22 protein-coding genes are annotated in these 25,347 nt (G+C 62.8%); 14 read left to right on the forward strand and 8 right to left on the reverse strand.

Translation table 11 applies throughout. The features are described from left to right. The coding region (locus AB9K35_RS18320) for a sensor histidine kinase (RefSeq protein WP_369928321.1) at nt 1–1,410 on the reverse strand (1,410 nt) is incomplete at its 3' end. A 421-nt stretch (nt 1,411–1,831) separates the two neighbouring features. Here AB9K35_RS18320 and AB9K35_RS18325 point away from each other — a divergent pair. The 8 genes from AB9K35_RS18325 (at nt 1,832) to AB9K35_RS18360 (ending at nt 8,783) form a co-directional block, all read left to right on the forward strand. Next, entirely contained in the window at nt 1,832–2,119 is a 288-nt protein-coding gene (locus AB9K35_RS18325; RefSeq protein ID WP_222456019.1) for an STAS domain-containing protein, read from the forward strand. After that, nucleotides 2,116–2,490, forward strand: coding sequence for a response regulator (locus tag AB9K35_RS18330; RefSeq protein WP_222456020.1), 375 nt, complete (start codon nt 2,116–2,118; stop codon nt 2,488–2,490). Before AB9K35_RS18325 ends, AB9K35_RS18330 begins: the two co-directional genes overlap by 4 nt. 1 nt (nt 2,491) lies before the next feature. Beyond that, a complete protein-coding gene (locus tag AB9K35_RS18335) occupies nt 2,492–4,675 on the forward strand; it encodes a chemotaxis protein CheA (protein ID WP_369928324.1) in 2,184 nt (727 codons plus the stop codon). After that, nucleotides 4,665–5,147 (forward strand): chemotaxis protein CheW, encoded by a 483-nt coding sequence (locus AB9K35_RS18340; RefSeq protein ID WP_039135497.1) that lies wholly within the window; start codon nt 4,665–4,667, stop codon nt 5,145–5,147. Before AB9K35_RS18335 ends, AB9K35_RS18340 begins: the two co-directional genes overlap by 11 nt. Beyond that, complete coding sequence (locus AB9K35_RS18345; RefSeq protein WP_369928325.1) at nt 5,144–6,007, forward strand: protein-glutamate O-methyltransferase CheR; 864 nt, start codon at nt 5,144–5,146, stop codon at nt 6,005–6,007. The genes AB9K35_RS18340 and AB9K35_RS18345 overlap by 4 nt, the downstream gene beginning before the upstream one ends. A gap of 33 nt (nt 6,008–6,040) precedes the next feature. Then, on the forward strand, nt 6,041–6,427 hold the full coding sequence (locus tag AB9K35_RS18350) for a response regulator (RefSeq protein WP_222456023.1): 387 nt from the start codon (nt 6,041–6,043) through the stop codon (nt 6,425–6,427). Between the two features lie 2 nt (nt 6,428–6,429). Continuing rightward, nucleotides 6,430–6,756: a hypothetical protein gene (locus tag AB9K35_RS18355; RefSeq protein WP_222456024.1), complete on the forward strand. Its 327-nt coding sequence runs from the start codon at nt 6,430–6,432 to the stop codon at nt 6,754–6,756. 377 nt (nt 6,757–7,133) lie between these two features. Beyond that, on the forward strand, nt 7,134–8,783 hold the full coding sequence (locus AB9K35_RS18360; protein ID WP_369928327.1) for an FAD/NAD(P)-binding protein: 1,650 nt from the start codon (nt 7,134–7,136) through the stop codon (nt 8,781–8,783). 10 nt (nt 8,784–8,793) lie between these two features. Here AB9K35_RS18360 and AB9K35_RS18365 read toward each other — a convergent pair whose 3' ends face one another. Beyond that, entirely contained in the window at nt 8,794–9,675 is an 882-nt protein-coding gene (locus AB9K35_RS18365) for a LysR family transcriptional regulator (RefSeq protein ID WP_369928329.1), read from the reverse strand. 133 nt (nt 9,676–9,808) lie between these two features. Here AB9K35_RS18365 and AB9K35_RS18370 point away from each other — a divergent pair, with 133 nt between their 5' ends. The 5 genes from AB9K35_RS18370 (at nt 9,809) to AB9K35_RS18390 (ending at nt 17,023) form a co-directional block, all read left to right on the forward strand. Further along, on the forward strand, nt 9,809–11,206 hold the full coding sequence (locus tag AB9K35_RS18370) for a lyase family protein (protein ID WP_369928331.1): 1,398 nt from the start codon (nt 9,809–9,811) through the stop codon (nt 11,204–11,206). Beyond that, nucleotides 11,203–12,696 (forward strand): aldehyde dehydrogenase, encoded by a 1,494-nt coding sequence (locus tag AB9K35_RS18375; RefSeq protein WP_369928333.1) that lies wholly within the window; start codon nt 11,203–11,205, stop codon nt 12,694–12,696. The genes AB9K35_RS18370 and AB9K35_RS18375 overlap by 4 nt, the downstream gene beginning before the upstream one ends. Before the next feature lie 51 nt (nt 12,697–12,747). Continuing rightward, the gene (locus tag AB9K35_RS18380) at nt 12,748–13,845 is read left to right on the forward strand and encodes an aldo/keto reductase (RefSeq protein ID WP_369928334.1); all 1,098 of its coding nucleotides are present in this window, start codon (nt 12,748–12,750) and stop codon (nt 13,843–13,845) included. 71 nt (nt 13,846–13,916) lie between these two features. Further along, nucleotides 13,917–15,263, forward strand: coding sequence for a dimethylsulfonioproprionate lyase DddP (dddP, locus tag AB9K35_RS18385; protein ID WP_222456030.1), 1,347 nt, complete (start codon nt 13,917–13,919; stop codon nt 15,261–15,263). A gap of 89 nt (nt 15,264–15,352) precedes the next feature. Then, the gene (locus tag AB9K35_RS18390; protein WP_369928338.1) at nt 15,353–17,023 is read left to right on the forward strand and encodes a BCCT family transporter; all 1,671 of its coding nucleotides are present in this window, start codon (nt 15,353–15,355) and stop codon (nt 17,021–17,023) included. Between the two features lie 81 nt (nt 17,024–17,104). On the opposite strand, the gene AB9K35_RS18395 is transcribed toward AB9K35_RS18390, so the two are convergent. From AB9K35_RS18395 to AB9K35_RS18410, 4 genes are read right to left on the reverse strand one after another with little or no spacing between them, the layout of a single operon-like run. Then, nucleotides 17,105–17,629 (reverse strand): hypothetical protein, encoded by a 525-nt coding sequence (locus tag AB9K35_RS18395; RefSeq protein WP_369928340.1) that lies wholly within the window; start codon nt 17,627–17,629, stop codon nt 17,105–17,107. Continuing rightward, entirely contained in the window at nt 17,626–18,270 is a 645-nt protein-coding gene (locus tag AB9K35_RS18400; RefSeq protein WP_222456033.1) for a hypothetical protein, read from the reverse strand. Before AB9K35_RS18400 ends, AB9K35_RS18395 begins: the two co-directional genes overlap by 4 nt. Further along, on the reverse strand, nt 18,267–19,472 hold the full coding sequence (locus AB9K35_RS18405; protein ID WP_369928342.1) for a hypothetical protein: 1,206 nt from the start codon (nt 19,470–19,472) through the stop codon (nt 18,267–18,269). The genes AB9K35_RS18400 and AB9K35_RS18405 overlap by 4 nt, the downstream gene beginning before the upstream one ends. Nucleotides 19,473–19,476: 4 nt before the next feature. Then, nucleotides 19,477–21,738, reverse strand: a complete 2,262-nt coding sequence (locus tag AB9K35_RS18410) for a VWA domain-containing protein (protein ID WP_369928344.1) — start codon at nt 21,736–21,738, stop codon at nt 19,477–19,479. 389 nt (nt 21,739–22,127) lie between these two features. On the opposite strand from AB9K35_RS18410, the gene AB9K35_RS18415 reads away from it, so the two are divergent. Next, nucleotides 22,128–22,856: an aspartate/glutamate racemase family protein gene (locus AB9K35_RS18415; RefSeq protein WP_369928346.1), complete on the forward strand. Its 729-nt coding sequence runs from the start codon at nt 22,128–22,130 to the stop codon at nt 22,854–22,856. Between the two features lie 12 nt (nt 22,857–22,868). Here AB9K35_RS18415 and AB9K35_RS18420 read toward each other — a convergent pair whose 3' ends face one another. Then, nucleotides 22,869–23,681, reverse strand: a complete 813-nt coding sequence (locus tag AB9K35_RS18420) for a helix-turn-helix domain-containing protein (protein ID WP_369928348.1) — start codon at nt 23,679–23,681, stop codon at nt 22,869–22,871. A gap of 163 nt (nt 23,682–23,844) precedes the next feature. Further along, entirely contained in the window at nt 23,845–25,272 is a 1,428-nt protein-coding gene (locus AB9K35_RS18425) for an alanine/glycine:cation symporter family protein (protein ID WP_222456038.1), read from the reverse strand. Nucleotides 25,273–25,347: the final 75 nt, after the last annotated feature.

Genomic DNA, 25,347 nt, shown 5'->3' on the forward strand with positions numbered 1-25,347 from the left:
GAAATTCTGCCGCAGCTGTTCGTATTCCGGCGGGAAGGGGGTGTCGATGGGCTGCGAGAAGTCGCCCTCCGCCAGGCACATCAGGCCGTTGCTGAGGTTGTCGACCACCTGCTGCTGCTGGCGCTGCATCTCGGCGCGCTCTTCCTCGGCGGCGCGGGCCAGTTTCAGGTCGTCCTGCATCGACAGGAGCGTCTTGCCGATCTTGCCGATCTCGTCGCGGCGCTGCGCGGCCTCGACCTCGGTGTCGAGATTGCCACCGGCGACCGCTTCCATGTTGTCGCAGATGCGGTTGATCGGCTTGGTGATCGAACGCGCGAACAGCCAGCCCAGGAGGGACATGCCGGCGGCGAAGATGGCAGAGACCAATAGCAGCTTGTTGCGCTTGGCCACGGCCGGGGCCATCAGCTCTTGCCAATCCAGTTCGGCAACGATCGCCCAATCTGCAAATGCCAGCGGCAGCGGTTCGGAATAGGCCAGCACCGACTGACCGTTCAGACCTTCGACCTCCGGCAGCACGTGAATTTTACCGTCAAAGGCTTCGCGCATCTGCATGGTGTCGGGCAGGTCGGACAGAACCTGATAACCGCCTGCAAAGCGGGAAGAGGACCGCGCCTTTCCGTCCGCCCCTGCCAGGTAGACCTGGGTGGTTTCGCCCATGCCCTGTTCATTGTTGACGATGGCGCTCAGCAGGTCCACCGGGATCTGCACCGCTAGCACCCCCACGGTGAGGTTTGCATCATTCACGACCGGTGCGGCGGCAAAGGCCGCGGCTGCGCCGTTGCTGGGCGCATAGGGCTCCATGTCGGCATAGAAGACGTCGCCGCGGTTGCCTGCGACAGCCTTGCGATACACCTTCGCCAGCCCGCTGTCGCTCAGCGGGCCATTCAGCATATTGGTGCCGAAGTCGCTTTCCTTGAACACCGAATAGACCACGTCACCTGCGAGATTGATCAGGAAGGCATCGTAATAGCCCTTGCTTTCGATCAGGGTCCGATAGGCCGGATGAAAGCTTTCATGGTGCATGTGATAGGGGGAGTCGCCGTCGCCTCGGGCCAGCAGATGCTTCTTGCCCGTCGGGTTGGGGTTATTCTCGATATAAGCCTTGCGCAGGATCTCACCCGGGTTCCCCTCGAGGTCGTTCCAGGTCATCGTCAGCCATTCGATCGCGGTCGCGGTCGACGGCACCGCCGCCAGGGTTCGCACATCCGCCTGGATGGCATCAAACAGGGTGGTCACCGAGTATTTTCGGTCCGCTACCATGGATCGGAACTGGTCCTCCGCGCTTTGCTTTACGCTGTTTTGAAAAGAGACCGTACTGATCGTCACAAGAGCAGCGGTCATGGCCAGGCCAAAACCGACAACAAAAAGTGGCAGCCGGTAGGCTAGCTTGAGCGATTGCAACGCTTTCATTCTGTTCTCCAAGATCGAGCGGTTCGGGCCACCGCAGATGTCGTTCGAAACAGACTGGTCGCCAGTTCTTAATTTGCGGCTTACGCAAGTGCGATTTGCGCGGTTTCGGGGCTGTTTGAGCGAGCCTCTGCCGCCCGGAAACGGGGTTTGATCGCGCCCTGGCAACCATCACGTGCAATGCCCTGACAGCGGCACGACCAGCGGTGAACTGATTCGCCGTGCGTCGGATTCGCCGCCCGTTTCGCCACCGTGAGACCCCCATAAAAATTGATCTGATTTCGCGGAATAGATCGCGCGGATTGTCCTTATGAATCCCCGCGAGCGGGCCTCGGGCGGCAATCAAATGTTAAGGCCCGCTGCCTATGACTGGCAGCACAGAAAACGAACTGATCGCCGACAACGGGGGTGCGAATCGCCGAAAATGACAACGGAAACGCAAAAGCATAAATTGGATCTGCCGAACGCCTTTGCAGAGCTCGACCCGCTGGTCTCCTTCCTGCAGGGGGCACGCTCCAAGGCGGTCGAAATCGACTGTAGCGGCGTCGCCCTGATGCCGTCGCGCTGCCTGCAGCTCCTGCTTGGCGCCGAACAGCAGTGGCGCTCCGAGGGCGTCGGTTTCTCGGTCACCAATATCACCGAATCCTGCCGCAAGTCCCTGACGTTGCTGGGATTGGAGCCCAACCGTTTTGAAGACGAGGAAACAGCATGAAAACCAAAGTCCTGGCAATCGACGATTCCCGCACCATTCGGAATCTTCTGGCCGCAACCCTGGAAGAGGCCGGATTTGAATACCACTGCGCTGTCGACGGCCGCGAGGGCGTGGACATGTATTCGGACGTCGATCCTGACGTCGTGATTACTGACATCAACATGCCCAACCTCGACGGTTTCGGCGTGATCGAGGAATTGCGCGGTACCGAGATCAACTCCAAGGTGCCGATCCTGGTGCTGACCACCGAAAGCGCGCCCGAGCTGAAGGCTCGCGCCCGTGGCGCCGGCGCCACGGGCTGGATCACGAAACCGTTTGACGACGCGTCGCTGATCTTCGCCCTGAAGCGCGTAACCGGAGCCGCGGCCTGAGATGTCGGGGTCGATTCAGGATACGTTCTTTGAGGAGTGCGAAGAGCTCCTCGAAGCAACGGATGAGGGGCTGACCGCTATCGAAGGAGGCGATCACAACCCTGAGGTGGTCAATGCGATCTTCCGCGCCGTGCACTCGATCAAGGGTGGCGCCGGGGCCTTTGGCCTGGATGATCTGGTGGCTTTTGCCCACCGGTTCGAGACCGTTTTCGACGAGGTGCGTTCCAACCGACTGGACCTCGATGAAAAGCTGATCCAGCTGCTGCTGCGTTCCAGCGACCATCTGTCGGCGCTGGTCGAGGTGGCCCGCGATGGCGGCCAGGTGGACGAGGCGCACCACGATACCCTGCTGGCGGCATTGGATGAATACATTCCGGAAGAAGAGGAAGACCTGTCCTTCGAGCCGATGGGACTGGGCGGGCCGACGCCGGTCGGCGATCTCGGCGGGTTTGCCGCTGCACCGGTGGTGCCGCAGGAGGAAACCTACCGGATTCGCTTCCATCCCCTGAAGGAGATGTATGGCACCGGCAATGAGCCGTTCTTCCTGTTCCAGGCGCTGCGGGACATGGGTGAGCTGACCGTGACGCTGGACGAGAACGAGCTGCCCGGCTTTGACGCGATGGACGTCAACGACAGCTACCTGGCCTGGGACCTGGTTTTGGTGACCAAAGAGCCGCGCTCGGTCGTGGAAGCGGTCTTCGAGTTTGTCGAAGGTCTGTGCGAGCTCTCCATCGTCGGAGATCACGACGCCGAGGCGGAAGCCAATGCGCTTGCGGCTCTGGACGCAATGTTCAGCGCTCCGCCTGCCGATGGCGCTGCCCTGCCTGACCCGTCGCCCGAAGTGGATAGCGGGACCGCTGCTGCCCCTTTTGAACCGCCGGTCCCCGCACCCGAACCCGAAGCCACACCGGCAAACGCCGTGGAAAAGGCATCGGCCCCGAAAGCCGAGAGCGGCAAACAGGAGCAGCGCGGTGGTCCCAAGCCGACGCTCCGTGTCGAGCTTGAGCGGGTGGACCGGCTGATCAACGCTGTCGGGGAGCTCATCATCAACCATTCGATGCTGGCGCAGCAGATTGCCAATCTGAATGTGGCCGATCTGCGCGATGTCGAGACCGAGCTGGAAGGCTTCAAGAACCTGGCCCGCGACATTCAGGAAGGCGTCATGGCCATCCGTGCGCAGCCGGTGAAGCCGCTGTTCCAGCGCATGGCCCGCATCGTTCGTGAGGCTTCGGCCGCCACCGGCAAGACCTGTAAACTGGTCAACGAGGGCGAAAACACCGAAGTCGACAAGACGGTGATCGAACGGCTGTCCGACCCGCTGACGCATATCCTGCGCAACGCGGTCGACCACGGCATCGAAAAGCCCGAGGACCGCGAGGCGGCGGGCAAGCCCGCCACCGGCGAGATCCGCCTGTCGGCCTCGCACCGGTCGGGGTCGGTCTGCATCGAGATCAAGGACGATGGCGCCGGTGTGAACCGCCCGCGCGTCAAGCAGATCGCGATCGAAAAGGGGCTGATCCCGGAAAACGCCGAACTGACCGACAGCGAAATCGACAACCTGCTGTTCATGCCCGGCTTTTCCACCGCCAAGGAGATCTCGAACCTCTCCGGCCGCGGCGTCGGCATGGATGTGGTGAAGAATGCGGTCACCGGTCTCGGCGGACGCATCAACATCTCCTCCGCGCCCGGCAAGGGCTCGACCTTCACCATCATCCTGCCGCTGACCCTGGCGGTGATGGATGGCATGGTGGTGTCGGTCGCGGACCAGACCATGGTGGTGCCGATCACCTCGATCGTCGAGACCATGCGCGGCAGCGATGACATGATCAACAACCTGGGCGCCGACGGCACCCTCCTGTCGATCCGCGGCAACTTCGTCCCGATCTGCGATGTCGCCGGCGCCCTTGGTCTGTACCGCGAGAGCGAACAGCAGGCTGGCGTCTATCTGCTGGTGGAAACCGAAACCGGCCAACGCTGCGCCCTGGCGGTGGATGACATCCACGACCAGCGCCAGGTGGTCATCAAGAGCCTGGACGGCGTCTGCGGGGAAATTCCCGGTGTCGCCGCCGCAACCATCCTCGGAGACGGCAAGATCGCCATGATCCTGGACCCTGAAAGCATCATTGCGGCCTCGCCCACGGCAGCCGCCTTTGACACCGAGCGGAGACTGAGCAATGCAAGCTGAAGTTAAGCAAACCGACCAGGAAGTGAAACACGCCGAACACAGCGAGTTTGTCAGCTTTACCGTGGCGGGCCAGGCGTTCTGCCTGAAGATCACCCAGATCCGCGAGATCCGCCGCTGGTCGCCGGTGACCATCCTGCCGCATGCGCCCGCCGACGTGCTGGGGGTGATGAACCTGCGCGGCGCGGTGATCCCGATCTACGACCTGTCCGCCCGCTTCGGCTTGCAGCAGACCGAAGCCAGCGAGCGCAACGTGGTGATCGTTGTCTCGGTGCACGGCAAGCCCGTGGGCCTGCTGGCGGAATCGGTGTCCGAGATCATCTCGATCAATCCCGACGATATCCAGGACACGCCGCCGGTCGATAGCCGCAACACGATGGAGTACATCCAGGGCATCATCTCGCATGATGATACCATGGTGCGCATCATCAACCTCGACGCGGTGATCTCGGCTCCGGAGCAGGTACTGCCGTGAGCGCGGAGGGTTCCATCTCCCCTGCGGCCGAAGGGTTTACGCTGTCGGACAAGGACTTCGAAGCGATTGCGCAGTTCGCGCACAAGCACTTCGGTCTGGCGATGGCCAAGAGCAAGAAGCCGCTGGTGTCGTCGCGCCTCGCCCGCAAGCTGCGGCAGCGCAACATCACCAACTTCAAGGACTATCTTGCCAGCCTGGATGGCCCCAACGCCGATCAGGAGCGCAGCGGCTTGCTGTCGCTTCTGACCACGAACGTGACGCACTTCTTCCGGGAGCCGCATCACTTCGAGACCCTGCGCAACGACGTGTTGCCGGGGCTGGTCGAGCGTGCCCGCAATGGCGGACGCGTGCGGATCTGGTCCGCGGGCTGCTCGAACGGGCAGGAACCCTACTCCATCGCCATGACGGTGCTGGAGCAATGTCCCGAAGCGGCCCGTTTGGATTTCAAGATCCTCGGCACGGATATTGACCCGGTGGTGGTGCGTACCGCCCAGGCGGCCAAATACCCCGAGGACGAGCTGGCCCAGATCGACTCCAAATATCGCGCGCTGTTGCCGGCCCGCGATGCCGACGGTCGGTTGCCGGACAGCCTGCGCCAGATGATCACCTTCGGGGTGCTGAACCTGATCGAGCCCTTCCCGTTCCGCGGCAAGTTCGATGTGATCTTCTGCCGGAACGTGGCGATCTATTTCGACAACCCGACCCAGCAAAAAGTCTGGAGCGCCTTTCAAAATGTCCTCAACCCGGGCGGTTACCTCTTCATCGGTCACTCCGAGCGCATGTCAGGCCCGGCAGCGCAGCACCTGAAGACGGCCGGGATCACAACCTACCTAAACTCACCCGCAGGCAGGACAAACTGACCGCGGCTGCAAGCAGAGCAGAAGGAAAGATAAATGAGCTTGAAAGACTCACTTCGCGTCATGGTGGTGGATGATATGTCGACCAGCCGGGGGATCATCACGCAGAGCCTCGACGAGATCGGCATCAAGAACTACATGGTCGAAAATTCCGGCCAGGGCGCCTATCAGAAGCTGGTTCAGACACCGGTCCACATGGTGCTGTCGGACTACAACATGCCGGGCATGGACGGCCTGGGCCTGCTGAAGGCCCTGCGCAGCCACCAGGTGACCCAGCGGGTCGGTTTCATCCTGGTGACCGGCAAGCCGACGCCTGAGATGATCCAGGTCGGTAAACAGCTTGGCCTGAACAACATCATCCGCAAGCCGTTCACGGTGGCGACGATGAAGCAGGCCATCGAACAGGTCGTCGGGCGGCTGTAAAGATGGAGCGTCCCGGCAAAGCCCTGAGCGAACTTTGCGCCGCCTCGGCGTGGGAAATGGAACAGCTGGGGCGCCAGATGCAGGCCTTGGAAGACGTTGTTCTGGACATTCTGGAACGGGGCACCGCCCCAACCAGCCAGGAACTTCGATCCTTGCAGGATTTCGATCTGGTGATTCAGACCTTGGCCGGGCTCTCAGGGTTCTACAAACGCGTGCAGGCGCAGGTGGATGACGCCGGCCCTGCCGATCTGCCCGCCGCCGCCGCTGGCGTCACGCTGGAGAAACTCCGCGATCGACTGCGTGCGGCCAGCGAAATGGCCAATACCTGAGCATCGCGGTCCCGCCCCGGTTCGCCGGGGAGGGACAAGTCCTGCCGCTCGGCGGCAGCGCGTCACTTAGCACATAGCTCACAGCAGTGATGCTGCCTGCGGTACCAGATGCGACCGAGCGAAGTGACCATATTTTCCTTTGGCAGACACCGCCAGACGCCGGACCGCGTGCCGCCGGACAAGCAACCGTTCCCGGAACCTATTGCCGCCAGAGGTCTGCTGAAGCGCGCAGTCCCCACACGCTGCCGCAACGGATAGCCGCGCTTGCCGCGATCCGACCAGCGGGAACCACTTTGGGCGTCCGCGACTTATCTCCTTGCACCTGCAGCCCACTGTGACCCAAGGTGGCGAAAGCGCGCAGAGGAGAGGATGGCATCATGACGCAAGCCCGGCGCCGCGTGGCGATTGTCGGCTTCGGGCCGCGTGGACTTGGCGCGCTTGAGGCGCTGGTGCGACATGCGTTGGTCACCGGAACTTCGGTCGCTATCGATGTGTTTGATCCCTCCCGTTGGCCGGGGGCCGGCCCCAGCTTCAGCCCCGACGAGAGCGAGATCTGCCTGCTGAACCTGCCCCTGCGCAGCATCTCATTGCCACCCCCGCCACCGTGCTCGGGGGTGCAGCAGGATTTTTCGACCTGGCTGAAAGACCGCCTGCAAGACGGCGCGCAGGATGGGGACGCCTATCTGCCGCGCGCGCTGCTCGGCACCTATTTGCATGAGCGGTACAAAGCCCTTTGGGCACAGTTGCCAGAAGCCGTGTCAGTGGAACATCACCAGGCGCGGGTCAACGCGGCGCATCAGGATCAGACCGGCTGGCGGCTGCAGTGCGCGGACCACTCCCACGGCCCTTATGAACATGTGCTGATGTCGCTTGGTCAGCCACAGACAAACCCGGATCCGCAGCTCGAACGCTGGCGCAGACATGCGCATCGCCATGGCTTGCCGCTGTGCGCGGCCTACCCCGGCCATGCGTTGATCGAAGCGGCCGACGCATGGGCCGGGCGTATCGTCGGCATTCGCGGACTCGCCCTGTCGTCGCTCGATGTGATCCGCATGCTGACGCTGGGTCTGGGCGGTCGGTTTGAAGGCAAACGCTACATTGCCTCGGGACGGGAGCCTGCCCGGATCATCCCCTTTTCGCTGGATGGACAACCGCCAGCGCCGAAACCACTGAATGCCGCGCTGGATGCACGGTTTGACCCGCTGCCGGACGAAGATGCGGCCTTTGAGGCGGCTCTGCACGCAGCGCTTTCGGGGGCCGCAGATGCAGGGCCATCCGCGCTTTTCGGGGCCCTTGGCGCTGCCGTGGCTCGTGTGATCCATTCTGTCGGCGGGGCAGTGGAGCAGGACGACATCCAAGACTGGCTGCAACAGGAAGTGGCAACCGCGGGCAGCCAGGAACAGCTCGCGACGTCCGATGCGTTGCGCTGTGGCATCCGGCAGGCGGAGGGGCAGGATCTGCCGACGATCGGCTACACGGTCGGGCAGCTGTGGCGCAAATGGCAACCGCTGCTCCGCTGTGTCTATGACAGCAGGCCGATCCCCCCGAACACCGCCCGCACCTTTACCGCGTTTGACGAGGGGCTGAAGCGGTATTCCTACGGGGCCCCGATCGAGACGGCGCGCCAGCTGCTGACGCTGATCGAAACCGGACTGGTAGACCCGCGGGCCGCAGACGATCCGGACATCAGGCTGCGCCCGGAAGGCTGGGAGATACAGGCCGAGGACACGGCTGTGATCGCGGATGTCATGATCGACAGCGTGTTGCCGTCCCCGGCACTTGGCCAAGTGACGGAACCGCTGGTATCGGGCCTGCTGGAGACAAGGGTTCTCTCGGCTCCCGATGACGGATTGGGCGCACGTTGCGGAGCGGATGCGGTTCTGGTCCGTGAAGACGGCACCCCGGTACAGGGGCTCGGGCTGGCCGGAAGACTGTCGAACGGCAGCAGCATCGCCAGCGACTCGATCCACGACTGCTTTGGCGACATCGGGGATCGCTGGGCTGCTACGGTGTTGCAACCGACATGACGCGCCATTGCTACAAGGCGTTCACCGTCAGCCCCGCGACACCTCTGAGCCAGCGAAAGAACTGCACCGAACGCCGCTTGGCTTGCTGCCCTTCAGAGATTTCCAGCCAGTAGCCATTTGGCCCAACCACGGTTGTCGGGGAAATCTGGACAAGGCTGCCCGCGCTGAGCTCGTATTCGATCATGTTCCGGTCGACCACGGCGACACCGACAGAGTTCTTGGCGGCCTGAATGGCAAGCTCCAGCGTCGCAAATTCCATGGACGTGCCGCTGGGAAGATCCGGGTTGTCCGGTTCAAGCGCTTGCCAGTCCTCCCACAGGGGAAACCGCACCCCCTTGTCAAAAACATGCAAAAGGCAGCTTGCCCGCATCGCTTCACGGTCTTCAAAGAGCGCGGGTGAGCAGACCGCGATGTGCTGCTCAACCAGCAGTTGCACATGTTCCGATCCCGCCGTGGGATGGGCGCCGAAATGGACGACGCAGTCCATACGGATATCCGGCCGTGCCACGGTGTGAATCGCCAGTTCGACACCCGGAAACCGTTGTGGATAGGAGGACAGGCGCCGCGTCAGCCAGCGGGACGCCAAGGTCGGCGGGGCGAGCAAGTTGATCTTCTGTCGCTTCAGAGAGCCGGCAGCTTCGCCCACGGCGTCTTCGAGCAGGCCGAAGGTTTCATACACCCTCTCATGCAGGGCCCGGCCCTCGTCCGTCAGGGAAATACTGTTGCCGACCCGATCAAACAGCTTGAGGTCCAGCGCGTCCTCCAACGCCTTGATCTGCCGGCTGACGGCGCTTTGGGTGACACCCAGCTGCTGGGCCGCTCCCGTTACGCTGAGGCAATTGCCGACAACTGAAAACGCCCGGAGCGAAGTGAGACTTGGAAGTGATTTCATGGGGTCTATGCGCAGGCCGTTGTAATAGGTTGTTTCTGACCTAAGGGTTTTTGGCGCCAAGGTCATTACAAAAAGGAATGACCATTCCTTTTTGTAATTTGCCTGAATCCCTGAATTTCCCCAAAGACACGCCATGGCAGCTCGACATGAGGGAGGCGTGGGGCCAGTGGATCATTTCAGGACAGAGCATGATACGCTTGGCGCGGTCTTCGTCCCCGCGGCTGCCTGCTATGGGGCGCAAACACAGCGATCTGTTGGGATATTCCCCGTTTCTGGCGCACAAAAGCTGTCGGCATATCCGCAGCTGATCGAAGCGATGCTGCACGTCAAACGCGCGGCGGCGCGCACCAACGTGGCCATCGGCGCGTTGCCGAAAGACGCCGAAGCGGCGATCAGCGCGGCCATTGACCATCTGCTGTCCCGCCCCTTCGAGTCCGATTTTCCCATACATTCATTTCATGGGGGTGGCGGCATTGGCATCAACATGAACGTCAATGAGGTGCTCGCCAATCTGGCAAATCACCGCGGGTTTGGTGCGCCGCTTGGCAGTTATGCGCCGCTGCACCCGAACGACCACATCAACCTCAACCATTCCACCAGCGACTGCCTGTCGACGGCATGCCATATCGCGGCGCGTGCCGCATGGGCCGGGCTGGAGGCAGAGCTGTGCGGGCTGGTGGATGATCTGGAGCGGTTCGCGGACCGGTCGGGGGATCAGCCCAAGCTGGCGCGCACCTGTCTGCAGGATGCAGTGGATATTCGCGCGGCTGATTATTTTGGCGGGGTTGCACACAACCTGCGGCAGCTGACACAGCGCGCCCAATCCGATGCGAGCGAGCTGGCGGCGGTAAACCTGGGCGGCAACATCATCGGCCGCACCGATGACTGCGATCCGGGCTTCTTCGCCCAGATCATGGACCAGTTGAACGCGGTTCTGGAGCAAGCCGGGCTGGAGCATGATCTTCGCCGCGCCGACAATCTCTTTGCCGCTTCGCAAGCCCATGATCCGCTGCAGGCTCTGGCCTCGTCGCTGGAACTAATCGCCCGGACGCTTGTCCGTTTCGGCGGCGATCTGCGCCTGATGGCGTCGGGGCCGCATGCAGGCTTTGGCGAGATCCGCTTGCCGGAGAAACAGCCCGGCTCATCGGCCATTCCCGGCAAGATCAACCCGACGATCCCGGAATACACCATGCAATGCGCAATGATGGCCTGTGGCCGCGCGGCGACCGTGCGCATGACCCAGGATCACGGCGAGCTGGACTACAACCCCTGGCAGATGCTGGTGGTGATCGCCCTGCTCGACATGCTCGCGCTGTTGCAGGGCGGTGTCGCCTCGCTGCGCCGCAACTGCGTGCAGGGGCTGGAACTGAACATCCAGCGCAACACGGAAAATGCGCAGGGCCTGGGGCCGAGCCTCATGCAGCTCAAACGTAAATTTGGCTACAGCCGTGCCTCGGCCGTGGCGAAACAGGCCGCGGGCGATGTGTCCATCGTGCGCGCAGCTCTCTCCGAAATAGAGGAAGTACAATGACACTCGATGCAGATCTGAGCTGGGCCAAAACTTGGCTGAAGGCGGAAAAGAAGCAGTATATCGACGGCCAGTGGGTGACCGGCGCCGGTCAGACCTGGGACGTGAAAAATCCCGCCACAGGCGAAACGCTGAGCACCATTGCGCTGGCCGATGCGGGCCAGGCGGATGCCGCCGCCGCCGCTGCCCACCGCTGCCACCAAAGTGATGTCTGGAGCCGCAAGACCACCCGCAAACAGCGCGCCGACGTGCTCAACGCCATTGCGCGACTGATCCGGGAGAACACGCAGAAACTGGCCATTCTGGAAAGCCTGCCGAATGGCAAACTGCTCTCCGAAGCCATGGTGGACGATATCCCGACTTGCGCCGAGATCTTCGAATACTACGCTGGCTGGACCGACAAGTTCTACGGTGAGGTCTCCCCGGTCGAAGACGGCTTCCTGAACTTCACCAACAAGGAGCCGGTCGGCGTCTGCGCCCTGATCGCGCCGTGGAACTTCCCGCTCTACCAGGCGAGCCTGAAAATCGCCCCGGCGCTGGCCATGGGCAACACGGTGGTGATGAAGCCCTCCGAATACACGCCGCTGGCCACGCAATTCCTGTTCGAGCTGATCGACCGCGAGCTGGACCTGCCTGCCGGGCTGCTGAACCTGCTGGTCTGTGACGGGCCGGTGGCCAACCACCTGACGGTCAGCCGAGACGTCCACAAGGTTTCCTTCACCGGGAGCACCAACGTGGGCCGTCAGATCGTGCAGAACTCGGGCCAGTCGAACCTCAAGGCGGTGACGCTGGAGCTGGGCGGCAAGTCGCCGTGCATCTTCTTTGACGACACGCCGGATCTGGATGCTGCTATCGACCGCGCCTTTACCGTTATGTTCTCGCACAAGGGCGAGAAATGCTCCGAGCCGACCCGCTTCCTGATCCAGAAAGGCAGCTATGACTATGTCATGAGCCGCCTGATCGAGAAGGCCGAGGCGGTGCGCTGTGGCGACCCGCTCTCGCCAGATGCGCAGCAAGGCCCGCAGTGCAACCCGGCGCAGTTCAAGCGGATCATGGACTACATCGAGATCGGCAAGGGCGAAGCTGAACTCGTCGCCGGCGGCTACGCGGATCAGCAGGGTGACAATGCCAACGGCCTGTTCATCCGTCCGACGATCTTCGCGAATGTGCCGGGCTCCGCGCGCATCGCCCAGGAGGAAATCTTCGGGCCGGTTCTGTCCTGCACACCGTTCGACACCGCCGAAGACGCGCTGAAACTGGCCAATGACACCACCTATGGTCTGGCCGCCGGCGTCTACACCGGCAACATCAATGTCGCTCACCGGATGGCCGACCGTCTGGATGCGGGCATGATCTTTGTGAACCGCTATGGCTGCTACGGCCTGTCCAGCCCGTTTGGCGGTTTCAAGGAAAGCGGCTGGGGCAAGGAAATGGCCATCCACTCGCTCAGCTCCTACACCAAAACCAAAGGGATCTGGATCGCCTACGGGTGATCCTCCCCTATCCTCTTCACCATCCATTCATTCACTAGGAAAGACTGTCGAATGAAATACACACGCCTTGGAAACTCCGGCCTGCGCGTCTCTCGGCTGTGCCTTGGTACGATGAACATGGGATCCAAAGACTGGAAGCCCTGGATCTTTGACGAAAGTGAAAGCGAGCCGCTGATCGGCCATGCGCTGGACAACGGCATCAACTTCATCGATCTGGCCGACTTCTACTCGGCTGGCGAAGGCGAAGCCGTGGTCGGCAACATCCTGCGCCGCCTGGCGCGCCGGGATGAGCTGATCCTGACCACCAAGCTGGGTTACCAGATCGGTCAGGACGTGAATTCCTACGGCACCTCGCGCAAGCATATCCTGGACGCGATCAATGGTTCGTTGCAGCGTCTGAAGATGGACTACATCGACATCTACATGCTGCATTACTTCGACACCGAAACCCCGGTCGAAGAAACCATGGAAGCGCTGAACGACGTCGTGCGCAGCGGCAAGGCGCGGTATATCGGCGTGTCGACCATGTACACTTGGCAATTCGCCAAGATCCTGAATGTCTGCGAACGGCATGGCTGGTCCAAGCCGATCAACATGCAGCTTCAGCTCAACTGCGCCTACCGCGAGGAAGAGCGCGAGATGATCCCCTTCTGCATGGACCAGGGTATTGGGGTGTCCGCGTTCAGTCCGCTGGCCCGGGGCATCCTGGCCAATGAGCCGCACTCGCTGCGCAACAAGACCGATTTCTTCACCGCGCAGATGTACAATGACCAGGCCTCTTACGACATTGCCTGTTCCGTGCAGCGCGTGGCGGAGGCCAAGGGCATCACCGCGCCGCAGGTGGCGCAGGCCTGGGTTCTGCGCAAGCCTGAAATCTCGTCGATGCTGGTTGGCGCGGACAGTGTTGCACAGCTCGACACCGCATTTGCGGCGCTTGAAACCGAGCTCGATGCAGAAGATCTGCACGAGATCGAACGCAACTATACGCCCTGTGACCTGATCAACGATTACACCGCGGAAAAGCGCACCCCGCGCACCCCGCGCGCTGCCATCGGCAAATATGCAGATCAGACCTCGGAACAACACGACCTGAGCATCCCGAATTCGGAGATCGGCCAATACGTGGACCAGGCCGCGAACATAGCTTGATCAACGGCCCGCGCACCGATGGTGCGCGGGCATTTTTGCATGCAATCAGACCTTAGAAAGGGGATCACGTCATGAATTCTCATCACAGAGATGTCCGAAAGATCGATCCCAGCCGCGGCGCAACGCTGGGCGACAACACGCCCAATGACAATGACCGGGTCGAGATCGGCCCGACCCAGCTGGCCTTCCGCGAATGGGAAGCCGCCGGGCTGCAGCTGCCCGACCTGCAGGCCATGCGCAAGTTCCGCTGGGAGCGGCTGACGCGTTTCATCAACGATCGCGGCTACGGCGGTATCCTGCTGTTCGACCCGCTGAACATCCGGTACATCACCGACAGCACCAACATGCAGCTGTGGAACACCCACAACCCCTTCCGGGCGGTGCTGCTGTGCGCCGATGGCTACCTCGTCATCTGGGATTACAAGCAGTCGCCGTTCCTCAGCGAGTTCAACCCGCTGGTGCGGGAACAGCGCGCCGGAGCGGATCTCTTCTACTTCGACCGGGGTGACAAGATCGATGTGGCGGCGGACAAGTTCTCGAACGAAGTCCGCATCCTTCTGCAGGAACACGCAGGTGGCAACAAACGCCTGGCGGTCGACAAGGTCATGCTGCACGGGCTGCACGCGCTGCAGGCGCAAGGGCTTGAAATCATGCCAGGCGAGGAAGTCACCGAGAAGTGCCGCGCGGTCAAGGGGCCGGACGAGATCCTGGCCATGCGCTGCGCCCATCACGCCTGCGAACAGGCGGTGGCAATCATGGAACAGGCCGCGCGCGAAGGTGTGCCGCAGGGCAACATGAGCGAAGATGACATCTGGGCGGTCCTGCACGCCGAGAACATCCGTCGCGGCGGCGAGTGGATCGAGACCCGGCTGCTCACCTCTGGCCCGCGGACCAACCCGTGGTTCCAGGAATGCGGTCCCCGGATCGTCCAGAACAACGAGATCGTCAGTTTCGATACCGACCTGGTCGGCGCCTACGGCATCTGCATCGACATTTCACGCAGCTGGTGGATCGGCGATCAACCGCCCCGCCCCGACATGGTCTACGCCATGCAGCACGGATACGAGCATATCCAGGCCAACATGGAACTGCTGAAACCCGGCGCGAATATCGAAGACATCAGCCGCGCCTGCCACAAACTGGATGATCAGTTCCAGGCGCAGAAATACGGCTGCATGATGCACGGTGTCGGACTGTGCGATGAATGGCCGCTGGTCGCCTATCCGGATCAGATGGTCGAAGGCGCCTTCGACTACGAGCTGGAGCCGGGAATGGTGCTGTGTGTTGAGGCACTGGTCAGCCCCGAGGGCGGCGATTTCTCCATCAAGCTCGAAGATCAGGTGCTGATCACCGAGGACGGTTACGAAAACCTGACCCGCTACCCCTTCGATGAGCGCCTGATGGGCCAAACCACCTGAGCTGACATTCCAGCTCACCAATTTCTCGTCAACAGCCCCCAAGGCCGGGGGCTGCTGGCGGACTTGTTTCACCAACCAGGGAGGAAAGCGTGAAACCACCTTTAGACCAATTGGAGATTCCAGTTTCAGAGAGCGGCTTTTACGCCGGCTTCTCTAAAAACGTGGCCGTCGGAGCCAAGCTGCTCGTTTCGGCGCTGATCGTCTGGGCCGTGGCCTTCCCCGAAAGCGCATCGACCGCTCTGGGCTCGTTCAACACGCTCATTCTTGGCGTGTTCAATTACTGGTACATCTACGCCGTCGCGTTTTTCCTCATCCTCTGCCTGATTCTGGCGATCTTGCCTGTCTCCGGCCGCTTGCGGTTGGGCCGCGATGATGAAAAGCCGGAGTTCTCTAATTTTTCCTGGTTCTCCATGATGTTCAGTGCGGGGATCGGGATCGGCATGCTGACCTTCGCCACCGCAGAACCGATCTATCATTTCCAGAACAACCCCAACGTGATCCTCGGTGAAGTGGTCGGCATGTCGGCCGAGACGGTGCGATCGGCCTATGTCTGGTCCTTCGCGCACTGGGGCCTGTCGGCCTGGGGCGCCTATGCGATCGCCGGGTTGGCCTTTGCCTATTTCTCTTACCGGCGCAATCTACCGTTGACGGTGCGCACGGCGTTGATCCCGCTGTTCGGAAAATCGCTGTCCGGGCCGCTGGGTCACGTGGTGGACATCGTATCGGTGGTTGCCATCGTTCTGGGGATCGCGCAGACGCTTGGGTTCGGCGTGGAGCAATTCGTGGCCGGTCTTGCACGCATTGGTGTCGGCGACTGGCTGCTGGTTGACGATGGCAACGGCGGCCAGAAGGCTTCCTTTGCCGCGATCCTGTTCGCCCTTCTGGTCATCGTCGGTGCTTCCACGGCGTCCGCCCTGTCCGGCGTTGGACGCGGGATCAAGTGGCTGTCGAACCTGAACATGGGCCTGAGCTTCTTCCTGCTGGCCTTCTTCCTGGTGTTCGGATCGACGCTGTTCGCTCTTGAGGTGTTCTTTATCGGCATCTGGGACTACTTGCGCGCCCTGCCCGGGATCAGCTTTACCGTATGGTCCGATGACGGCACCGAACAGGGCGCCGCGCTGGCCGGATGGCAAGGCGGCTGGACCGTGTTCTACTGGGCTTGGTGGATCGCGGTGACGCCATTCGTCGGCCTGTTCCTCGCCCGGATCTCGCGGGGGCGCACGGTGCGCGAATTCATCCTCGGCGCTATGATCATTCCGTCGATCATGTGCTTCATCTGGTTCGCATTCATCGGCGGCACCGCCATTGATCTGGAACTCAACGGCGCGGCGGATAACGCGATCCTCGGCGTCGGGATTTCGGATCAGCTCTATGCCACGCTTTCGGTCTTGCTCAGCGACGGGTTGACCTGGGTGTTTTCTGTCGTCGTGGTGATCCTGCTGCTGACCTACCTGGTGACGTCGGCAGACTCGGCCGTGTTGATCATCAACACCATCAATGCAGCCGGAGACGATGGCCCCAAGGCACGCCCCCATATCATCTTCTGGGGATTTGCGCTGGCATTGGTCGTCGGAGCCTTGCTCGTCGTCGGCGGTCTCAAGGCCATTCAGACCGCGATGGTCATCGCCGCATTGCCGTTCAGCTTCGCGATGGTGCTGATGGGCTTTGCCCTGATCAAGGCAATCATCAACGACAGCCGCCGGAGCATGGCCGGAATCGCGTCGACCGTGGAAGACGACGAACCCTTCCCGGCCGAATAAAACTGCTTCAAAAGACCCGAGCGCCCGCAGGCAATTCCCGCGGGCGCTCTTTCAGAAATCCGTTCCTGGCTGGTCCACGGCCTAGTTGGCCGGAACCACAAGCAGGGGGACAGGCGTGTCTTTCCGGGGGCTGTCATCAGGGGTGGCATTCGTCGCGGTTGCCCGCCCTGCCGGGGTAATTCGCACCCCGACCAGCATCTCTTCCGGCGCTGATCCGGCTGGGATCGACACCCGGAGGAATACCGGTGCATCAGCAACCCAGCCAGCATAGGACGCGCGCTCCATGAGGCTCGCACTGGCGACCACTTGCCCCCCAAAGCGCCGCACCAGTTCAATCGTGGCCGGGATGCGGCGGCCGTCCTCCGTGGCACCGATAATGTCGACCCTATCCCCGGCCTGCGGCGGCGGATCGATCCGGTAGCCATCGGCCAGATCGTCGCCCCCGAGGGAGATCAACCAGAACCCCTCGCGTCCGCCGTCGGGGCCGCCCGCGATGGGCTGGGTAATCGCCACCGGCTCGGCCGCGGCGTAGTCGCCGTCATTGACCGGCGCGGCGGCGGCGGGCAGTGCGGCTGCCACCAGTAATCCTGCTACCAACCGCTTCATTGTGCTTCGCCTTTCAGACTCAGGGCAAAACGGATCTTCGCGATCTGGTAGCTATGTTCCGCGAGGGCCAGAAAGGTCGTCTGGCCAAGGTGCTGCTGCTCACAGGTGCCAATGACGGTCAACGAGTCCCGCATGACCTCAAGCGCGTTGGCCTGCGCTTTCCCCAGGTTCTCGAAAAAAGTGCGCTTGGCCGGTTCGATATCGCGGATCTGCTGCAGCGCATAGGCGGCCTTTCCTGCCGGATGCTGCGCCGCCGCCCCTTCGGCAAGGGTGTGGAGGATCTTCGCCTTGCGCAGGGTGCGCGCCAGCAGCCTTTCGTTGTTGACCAGCACCTCAAACGCGCGGTTCGCCCGGTCGGCGGCGCCATCGGTGCAGGTCATGCAGGCCTGATGGGTCAGGCATTGTGAGCCAAGCGTCATGTCCTCCGGTTCCGGCGGCGCGGCATCATCGCTCCACTGATCCGGCATCTGCTGCCCGGCATCCCAGGCGTTCATGAAATCGGTGACCTGATCAAAGGTGTTCGCGCCGGGATCAAGGAAACCCGACGCCGCAAAGACATCGGTGAGCTTGGTCGCCTGGGCGGCAGCCGGGATGGTCAGGGCGGCGGCGCAGATCAGCGCACAACGGCGTATGGCGTTCATTCTATCAGGACCTCTCTGATCTTCGGACCGTCATCGGTAGAGATGAGGGAGAACAGCAGGCTCCGCCCATTTCCCCGGTCATCGGCATAGTGCACCCTGACGCGGTCCGATCCTTCCGCCGCAATTGTCCGGCGGCTTGCGTCTCCCCCCAGCGCCGATAGCAGAAGGGGCAGGTTCATGGTCTGCGCTGCAGCCTTTCGACCGTCGCGGCTGTCGGCAAAATGGCGGGTGAACGTGCCGGGATCAGCAAGCAGGTCGGCCTGTGATGGCGCCCCGGGACCGGTGATCGCATCAAGCAGCGAAGCAACGAGAGAAAGGCCGCTACTGGTCTCGACCTCAAGGCTGACCGCCGCCGGGGCTGTCCCGTCCTGGCGGCGCGCCAGGGACGTAAGCTGCCATCCGTGCCGCTTGTCCCTTTCGAGGGTGGCATCGAAGATCTCCACCGCCGTGTAGGTTCGCCGCACGGTGGTGACGGTCAGTGCCCCGGAGGGCTGTTCGGGGTCAAGCCGGAAATCCGTGATCCGGACGTCAACCTCGCGCTCCCGCGCCAAGGCGGTCCACAGGCCCGCGCCCTGCAGCGGCGCAGCCATGCAATCCGCTCGCTGCTCGCGCGGGCAGTCGACTGCGCGCCGCCAATATCCTCCTCCCCCCGCAACCCAGCGCGACTGCAGCGCTTGCGCGAGCCAGCTGTCCCGCGGCAGGTGGGCATGCCGTTCGACCGCGATCTTCAGCTCGGAAAGATAGGCCACGAGAACATCATCCGGCGCGGCATCGATCGGCAAGGCACGCCGCCGCGTCGGTGCCACCTCGCGGATTTTCCATTCCCCTCCAAGCCACAGGAAATCCAGCGTCACGGGCCACTTCACATCGGGCAGCGCGGCATAGGAAACCGCCGCCGTCACCCGCGCGGCTTCACCCGCCAGCTGTACGTCCGAAATCTGCGCGGCTTCGGCGCCGTGAATGGCAAAGTGACCTATCAGAGGACCAATGCCGGGCTGCGCCTGCGGTGCCACCCACCTCGGATCTCTGGCGAGCAGCTTCGGGACCTCCTGCGCACCTGCCGTGCTCTCCGCCGCGGACTGAACCCGCGCCGCATCTATCACCTCGGACAGATAGGACGCGGCGAGCTGCGGCAATGGCGCAGTATCCTGTGCCGCCGTCTGGCCAGCCAAAGTCAGGATCAGGCCCGTCAGGGCTGTCACGCGCTTACTCATCTGACACCCGAATGGTATAGGCCCCCAGTTCCGGCCGCAGTTTCGGCGCCCGGTTCTCGACCACGATCCGGACCGCGCCGGTCGCCTCGAACTGAACCGGGCCATTGTTGCCGCGCCCGATCCGCTTGCCGCTGGCCGCGTCATAGACCGTCAGGCGGTACTTCGGCGCCCCCTCGCGGTAGGAGTGAGAGGCCGTCATCGGCCCGAGGGCCTCTGGCTCATAGTGCCAGACATCCTTCGTGTCTTCGTATCCGAAATGTCCGTCGGCAGTCCCGTTCGGGCCGATGCGGGCGACGTCCTCGCCGTCAGCCACAACACCAGCGTCTCCGGGGCCGCCATCACCGAAAGGCACGATGCTAACCTCGAACAAGCTTTCTGGCGGCAGTCGGCGATAGGCGTCCCCCAGCCCAAAGACCACCCCACCACCGGTCGTGTCCACAAACGTTGTCTCCACCGGGGTTCCCGGAATGCCCACCTCGCGCGCGGATTGCGCGGCGGTAGGACGACCATCCGGGTAGCGGGTTTCGATGGTCAGCGCGGCCGGTGCCGCGCCGGACTCCCTTGGCCCATCGGCGGTGTCGACATATTGCCAGGACTGGAGCAACCCGCGGATCACCGCGCGATGTCCTTCTTGCATGGAGGTGCGATAATATCGGAACTCGCCGGGCTCCAGCAGCTCACCTACGGTGTAAATACCGGGCGGGATCTCGGTGGCGGTCTCCGGCGTCAAGCCGCCCTGCACCGGGTTCGTGCAGCTTGGGGCGATGCGCTCGGTCTTCTCGATGACCACCGAAACCAGCTCCTTGAGCGCACGCCGCAAGCCCGGTCCGTCCTTTGCGTCCAGATAGGCGGTACCGCCTGCCTCTGCCACGGCCTGCAATTCCCGGCGCTGGTCCGGGTCCAGGTCGTAGCCCACGACATAGGTGTTCACGCCAATCCCCGCGTCCGCCAGCGCCGCGGCCTCACTCACCGGGTCGCCGCCGCAAGTCTCCTCTCCGTCCGAGATCAACACCGCAACCCGGCGGCTGGCCTCGACAGTTTGCAAGCGCTCGCCTGCCGCGCGCAGCGAGGCTGCCAGCGGGGTGTAGCCATAGGGCCGCAGCCCTTCGGAGACGCGGGCGATCCGCCGCCCGTTGTTGGGGCCAAAGGGTACGATTTCCGCGGTGTTGGGGCAGCTTGCTTCCGGCGTTTTGGGCAGGCTGTCATCAAAGCCATAGGCCCGCAGGGAGGCCACCGCATTCACACCATCCAACGCCTGCACCGCCTCGCCGAGGGCGTCTTTGGCGATCGCCATCTTGCTACGCCCCCCCTGACGTCCCGCCATCGAGCCGCTGGCGTCCAGCACGAAGGCGATGGCAACGGGGTCGTCCCGAGCAACCGGCGTGTCGCTGGCGACCCCATTTGCGTAGTCAAGCAGATTGCGCGACAGCGCGTCGAAGGCCGGACATTGGTCGATCCCCGTATCAATGCGCGTGAGGCTGCCCCCTGCTCCGGGGGCACGGAGCCGGAGCGCAGCAACATCGATACCCACATCGGCCCCTTCCGTTGCATCGGGCAGCGGAATGTTTCGCGGGGGCCGAGATCCGATGCGGCTGTCATCACCGCCTTGGGCCAGCGGCAACACCTCGTCGATCATCGGTCCGCCCGGCTCGACCCCGCCGTCGGGACCGGACCAGAGGTGAAATTCACCGCCCGAAGCCAAGGCCAGCTCCGACAGTTCGTGAAGATCCTTCGCTGCGCCAATCGCGACGACGTCGATCCGGACGCTGTCCGGGGCGGTCTCGGCGATCCACAGCGGGTCATCGTCGCAGCTTGACAGCGTGTCGGCAAAATAGATCACCCGCCCGCCGCCAAGCGCCGCGAGGTCAGCCACCGCTTGCCGCAGCGCGACGGCAGGTGCGGTCTGGTGCCCCTCGGCTGACAGCCGTTTCGTATAACGTTCAAGGGTGTCCGGGCCAAATTCCTGCCCGAAGGGCACGATGATCTCGTGCGTCGCACAGTCGGTCGCGGCGTTACCGGCGGTGCCGGATGAGGCCAAGCGCAGCGAGACGTCTGTTCTGCCTGACAGGGACGACGCATGCGCCATCAGCGCGTTGGACAACAGCCCGACTTTCGGGGCCTCGGAAAACGCCCATTTCCCCGGTCGCCCTTCCTGATCGTACAGGATCACCACCGGTTCATCCGCAGTGATCTCGAACGCGAACGCCGCAGGGGCAGCCAGACTGCCGAGGCAAAGCCCCGCACAAGCGGACATAAACCGTCTCGGAAGGCGAAAATGGGAAACGATCCAAACCATGAGAACAATTCCTAGCCACGTTCTTGGCAAGATTGTGGCCCGGGCACGGCAAGTTCAGCGGGGATGCGGCCAATTTTATCGGCTCGCACTGTCGCTCTGCGCGCTGACTGTCGCGCGCTGAACCACCGATGGCAACTGCGACGCCCCTCACGATGCATGGCTGCGCTGGTATCTCCCTAGCAACTGTGCGATCTCGCCCAGATGCTGGTGGATGCTCGCTTGGGCACGGGTAGAGGCGCCCCGATGCAACACTGCGAAGGACCAATCTGGTTCGGTATCTGGTGAAATGCGCCAGACCACACTGGACCTGTGGAATGCAGTCAACCTGCTGTAAGGAGATGAATTTAATGAAGGCCGAAGATATTCTGCCACGCAGTGAACGACGCCGCATCGGATTGATTGCGGGGTCCGGGCCCGAAGCCGGGGTTGACCTGTGGCAGAAGGTGATCGAGGAAACCAAGGCGCTGTTGGGCGAGCGTTATACCGGCGATCTCGACGGACCGCGCGTGCGGATCATTTCATCGCCCGTGCTGGGATTGTCGATGGAGCTCGAGGCCAACGACCTCGCGGTCTGGCCCGAGCTGGAACGGGTGTTCGACGACCTTGCGGCGCAAAGCGACGTCATCGGCATCGCCTGCAACACGCTGAATTACTACGAGCGCCAGATCAAGGCCACGCCGCGCGCCGCCCAGCTGATCTCGGTTGGCGACGTGGTCGAGGACTATCTGAAGCGCCGGGGCCTGACCTCGGTCGCGCTGCTCGGGGCGGCACCGGTGACCAAGATGGACCGCTGGTCTGCCTATCACCGGCTTGCCGAGGCCTTCGAGGTCGAGACGCCAAAAGATCCCGGCCAGCTGCACCAGATCATCTATGACGTCAAACGCCTTGGTGGCACTGATCCCGCCGTGGCGGCGCAGTTCCAAGAGCTGATCGGCACGCTGGAAAGCGAAACCGTGCTGCTGGCCTGCACCGAACTGCCGCTCATTCCCTGTGACGGGACGGGCAAGGACCTGGTGGATGTCACCCGGCTTTTGGCGCGCGGCCTCGTTGACCGCGCGGTGCTGGCGCAGAACTAGGGCGCGCCTCGTTCAGCCCGGCGTCGCCATCAACAGATGCGATGCCGGGCTGCTGTGGCCGGAAATCATCCGCTCCACCGCGTCGGGCACCTCTGAGCTGCCCGGATCAAACAGCCCGCACAGCGCCAGTGACCGGCGCAGATCGATACGCCTGCCCAAAAACTCCATCGCGATCCGCGTGGCCGCCGGGGCGCGGGTGGCATGGGCCGAGACCCCCGACATGATACCGCCGAGGTAGCGGATGCGGTTGGTATAGCTGGGGTAGAGGATAATCTGGATCGCCTCGTTGCGGGTCAGCGTCTCCAGCGCGGTGATGAACAGCCGGTCCCCGAGCATGTAGCAGCTACCCTGATACTTGCAGGTAAAGCCGCCATGGCCCCGCCGCCCGATCACCTCCAGCGTCTTGATGTTCATGCTGTAAGGGGTGCGGTAGATCTTGGTCAGGCCCTTCAGGATCTTTCCCGGGTTCGACATCGAGTTGTAATAGGTGAAGTAGAACCCCGCATAGGCTTCGAGCTGGGGAATGGACGCCTGCAGGATACCCTCGGCTTCATTGCGCAGCTGGTTGCGTTCGATTTCCGCCCCGCCGCTCTGCGGTTTCAGCCGGATCAGCTCCTTGAACTGCGCATGCGGCATCAGCAGCTCGGCCTCTTCGACACCGAAGAAATCGCAGATCTTGCGCATCAGCCGCAGCGAAGGCTGGGTCTGGCCGCTAAGGTAACGGTTGAACTGCGAACGGTTCGCCCCGAGCTTGCGACACACCTCGGCGATCGAGGGGTAATAGCTGCACAGCAGGCGCAGGTTTTCCGGAAGTTCTCTCGACAATCGCCCGCCTGCCTAGCCGGTTTGTTTGAAGCGTTGCGGCAAATTGTACTGCAAAAGCCCTGCTTTGCAAATGGCGCCCGGCCCCGGACATGGAACAGGCCGCAGCATCGCGCCGCGGCCTGTTCGGGAGGTATTCATGCTGCGCTTTAAGGCGCGGCAGCTGTCACGACGCCGGAACCTTCCACGCTTCGCGGTCGATATCAAGGTCGGCAAAGTCGTCGGGGTTCAGCACCGGACGCTCGACCCCGGCTTTCAGCTGGCGGCGGAAGTCGCGCAGGAGGCGCATCGCCACCGGGAACAGCATCATGATTGCCAGCAGGTTGACCAACGCAAGGATGCCCATCATCGGATCAGAGAAGAAGAACACCGCGGTGGCGCCCGGCGCCGTGGCACCCAGGAAGACGATGCCGATGATGGCGATCCGCAGCACCAGGATACCCGCCGGGTTCTTGGTCAGCACTGTCATCGCGTTTTCGCCGAGGTAGTAGTTGTAGATGATCGACGAGAAGGCGAACAGCAGGATGGCGCCGGTGAGGAAGTACTGCGCCCATTCGCCAAGATGCGAAACCATGCTTTGCTGGGTCAGCGCGACACCGTCGATACCTTCGGCCCCGGGCACGTAGACATCGCCCAGCAGGATGACGAAAGCGGTGCAGGAGCAGATGACGATGGTGTCGATGAAGACCGAGAAGGACTGCGTGATGCCCTGGCTGATCGGGTGGCGCACCTCGGCTGTCGCTGCAACGTTGGGCGCCGAGCCCAAGCCCGCTTCGTTCGAGAACAGGCCGCGGCGCAGACCCTGCGCGATTGCCGCGCCCATGCCGCCGCCGACAGCTTCCTGCAGGCCGAAGGCATTGGTCACGATGTCATATAGCACGCCCGGCAGGCTGGTGATGTTGATGACAATCACCACCAGCGCCATCAGCAGATAGCCAATTGCCATGATCGGGACCACCACATCGGAGGCCTTGGCAATGCGGTGGATGCCGCCGAAGATGATGACGCCGGAAATGACTGCAAGGCAGATCCCGGTCCACAGCCGGTCAATACCGAGGCTGTCCTGAACCGCGCCCGCGACGGTGTTGCCCTGGAAGGCGTTGAAGCCGAGGCCGAAAGCCGCGATCAGGCAGACCGCGTAGACCACCGCCAGCCAGCGGTACTCCTGGCCGAGACCATGGATGATGGCCCGGGCGGGGCCGCCACGGTAGGTCTTTTCGCCAGTCTTGCGCTTGAACAGCTGCGCAAGCGAGCATTCGACGAGGCTGGTCGCCATGCCCACCAGCGCAATTGCCCACATCCAGAACACCGCGCCCGGCCCACCAAGCGTGATGGCCACAGCGACCCCGGCGATATTGCCGCCGCCGACGCGTCCGCCGACCGAAACCAGCAGCGCCTCACGCGCGGAGATACGGCTGGAGTCGTCGGTATTGTTCTTGTTCGAAAGCACCCGGAACATGCGTCCGAAGAACTCCACCTGGACAAAGCCGGTTGCGATTGTGATGAAGCAGCCGAAGATCACCAGGATCGGGATCAGCGACCAGCCCCATGTCAGGTCTCCGATCTTGCCGAAGATTAACTCCAGAAATTCCATGATACTTGTCCCTCAGTTGTGCGGATTCTCCGCAATTGATGCACAGACGCTAGGCGGATGCCCGGCCTGGCCTTG

Source organism: Leisingera sp. XS_AS12 (assembly GCF_041224635.1).
Lineage (GTDB): Bacteria > Pseudomonadota > Alphaproteobacteria > Rhodobacterales > Rhodobacteraceae > Leisingera.

Excerpts from the sequence above, each read along its gene's own strand:
- AB9K35_RS18325 (WP_222456019.1), top strand. The coding sequence starts at position 1,832 with ATGACAACGGAAACGCAAAAGCATAAATTGGATCTGCCGAACGCCTTT.
- AB9K35_RS18330 (WP_222456020.1), top strand. The coding sequence starts at position 2,116 with ATGAAAACCAAAGTCCTGGCAATCGACGATTCCCGCACCATTCGGAAT.
- AB9K35_RS18335 (WP_369928324.1), top strand. The coding sequence starts at position 2,492 with ATGTCGGGGTCGATTCAGGATACGTTCTTTGAGGAGTGCGAAGAGCTC.
- AB9K35_RS18340 (WP_039135497.1), top strand. The coding sequence starts at position 4,665 with ATGCAAGCTGAAGTTAAGCAAACCGACCAGGAAGTGAAACACGCCGAA.
- AB9K35_RS18350 (WP_222456023.1), top strand. The coding sequence starts at position 6,041 with ATGAGCTTGAAAGACTCACTTCGCGTCATGGTGGTGGATGATATGTCG.
- AB9K35_RS18355 (WP_222456024.1), top strand. The coding sequence starts at position 6,430 with ATGGAGCGTCCCGGCAAAGCCCTGAGCGAACTTTGCGCCGCCTCGGCG.
- AB9K35_RS18360 (WP_369928327.1), top strand. The coding sequence starts at position 7,134 with ATGACGCAAGCCCGGCGCCGCGTGGCGATTGTCGGCTTCGGGCCGCGT.
- AB9K35_RS18365 (WP_369928329.1), bottom strand. The coding sequence starts at position 9,675 with ATGAAATCACTTCCAAGTCTCACTTCGCTCCGGGCGTTTTCAGTTGTC.
- AB9K35_RS18370 (WP_369928331.1), top strand. The coding sequence starts at position 9,809 with ATGGCAGCTCGACATGAGGGAGGCGTGGGGCCAGTGGATCATTTCAGG.
- AB9K35_RS18375 (WP_369928333.1), top strand. The coding sequence starts at position 11,203 with ATGACACTCGATGCAGATCTGAGCTGGGCCAAAACTTGGCTGAAGGCG.
- AB9K35_RS18380 (WP_369928334.1), top strand. The coding sequence starts at position 12,748 with ATGAAATACACACGCCTTGGAAACTCCGGCCTGCGCGTCTCTCGGCTG.
- dddP (WP_222456030.1), top strand. The coding sequence starts at position 13,917 with ATGAATTCTCATCACAGAGATGTCCGAAAGATCGATCCCAGCCGCGGC.
- AB9K35_RS18395 (WP_369928340.1), bottom strand. The coding sequence starts at position 17,629 with ATGAAGCGGTTGGTAGCAGGATTACTGGTGGCAGCCGCACTGCCCGCC.
- AB9K35_RS18400 (WP_222456033.1), bottom strand. The coding sequence starts at position 18,270 with ATGAACGCCATACGCCGTTGTGCGCTGATCTGCGCCGCCGCCCTGACC.
- AB9K35_RS18410 (WP_369928344.1), bottom strand. The coding sequence starts at position 21,738 with ATGTCCGCTTGTGCGGGGCTTTGCCTCGGCAGTCTGGCTGCCCCTGCG.
- AB9K35_RS18415 (WP_369928346.1), top strand. The coding sequence starts at position 22,128 with ATGAAGGCCGAAGATATTCTGCCACGCAGTGAACGACGCCGCATCGGA.
- AB9K35_RS18425 (WP_222456038.1), bottom strand. The coding sequence starts at position 25,272 with ATGGAATTTCTGGAGTTAATCTTCGGCAAGATCGGAGACCTGACATGG.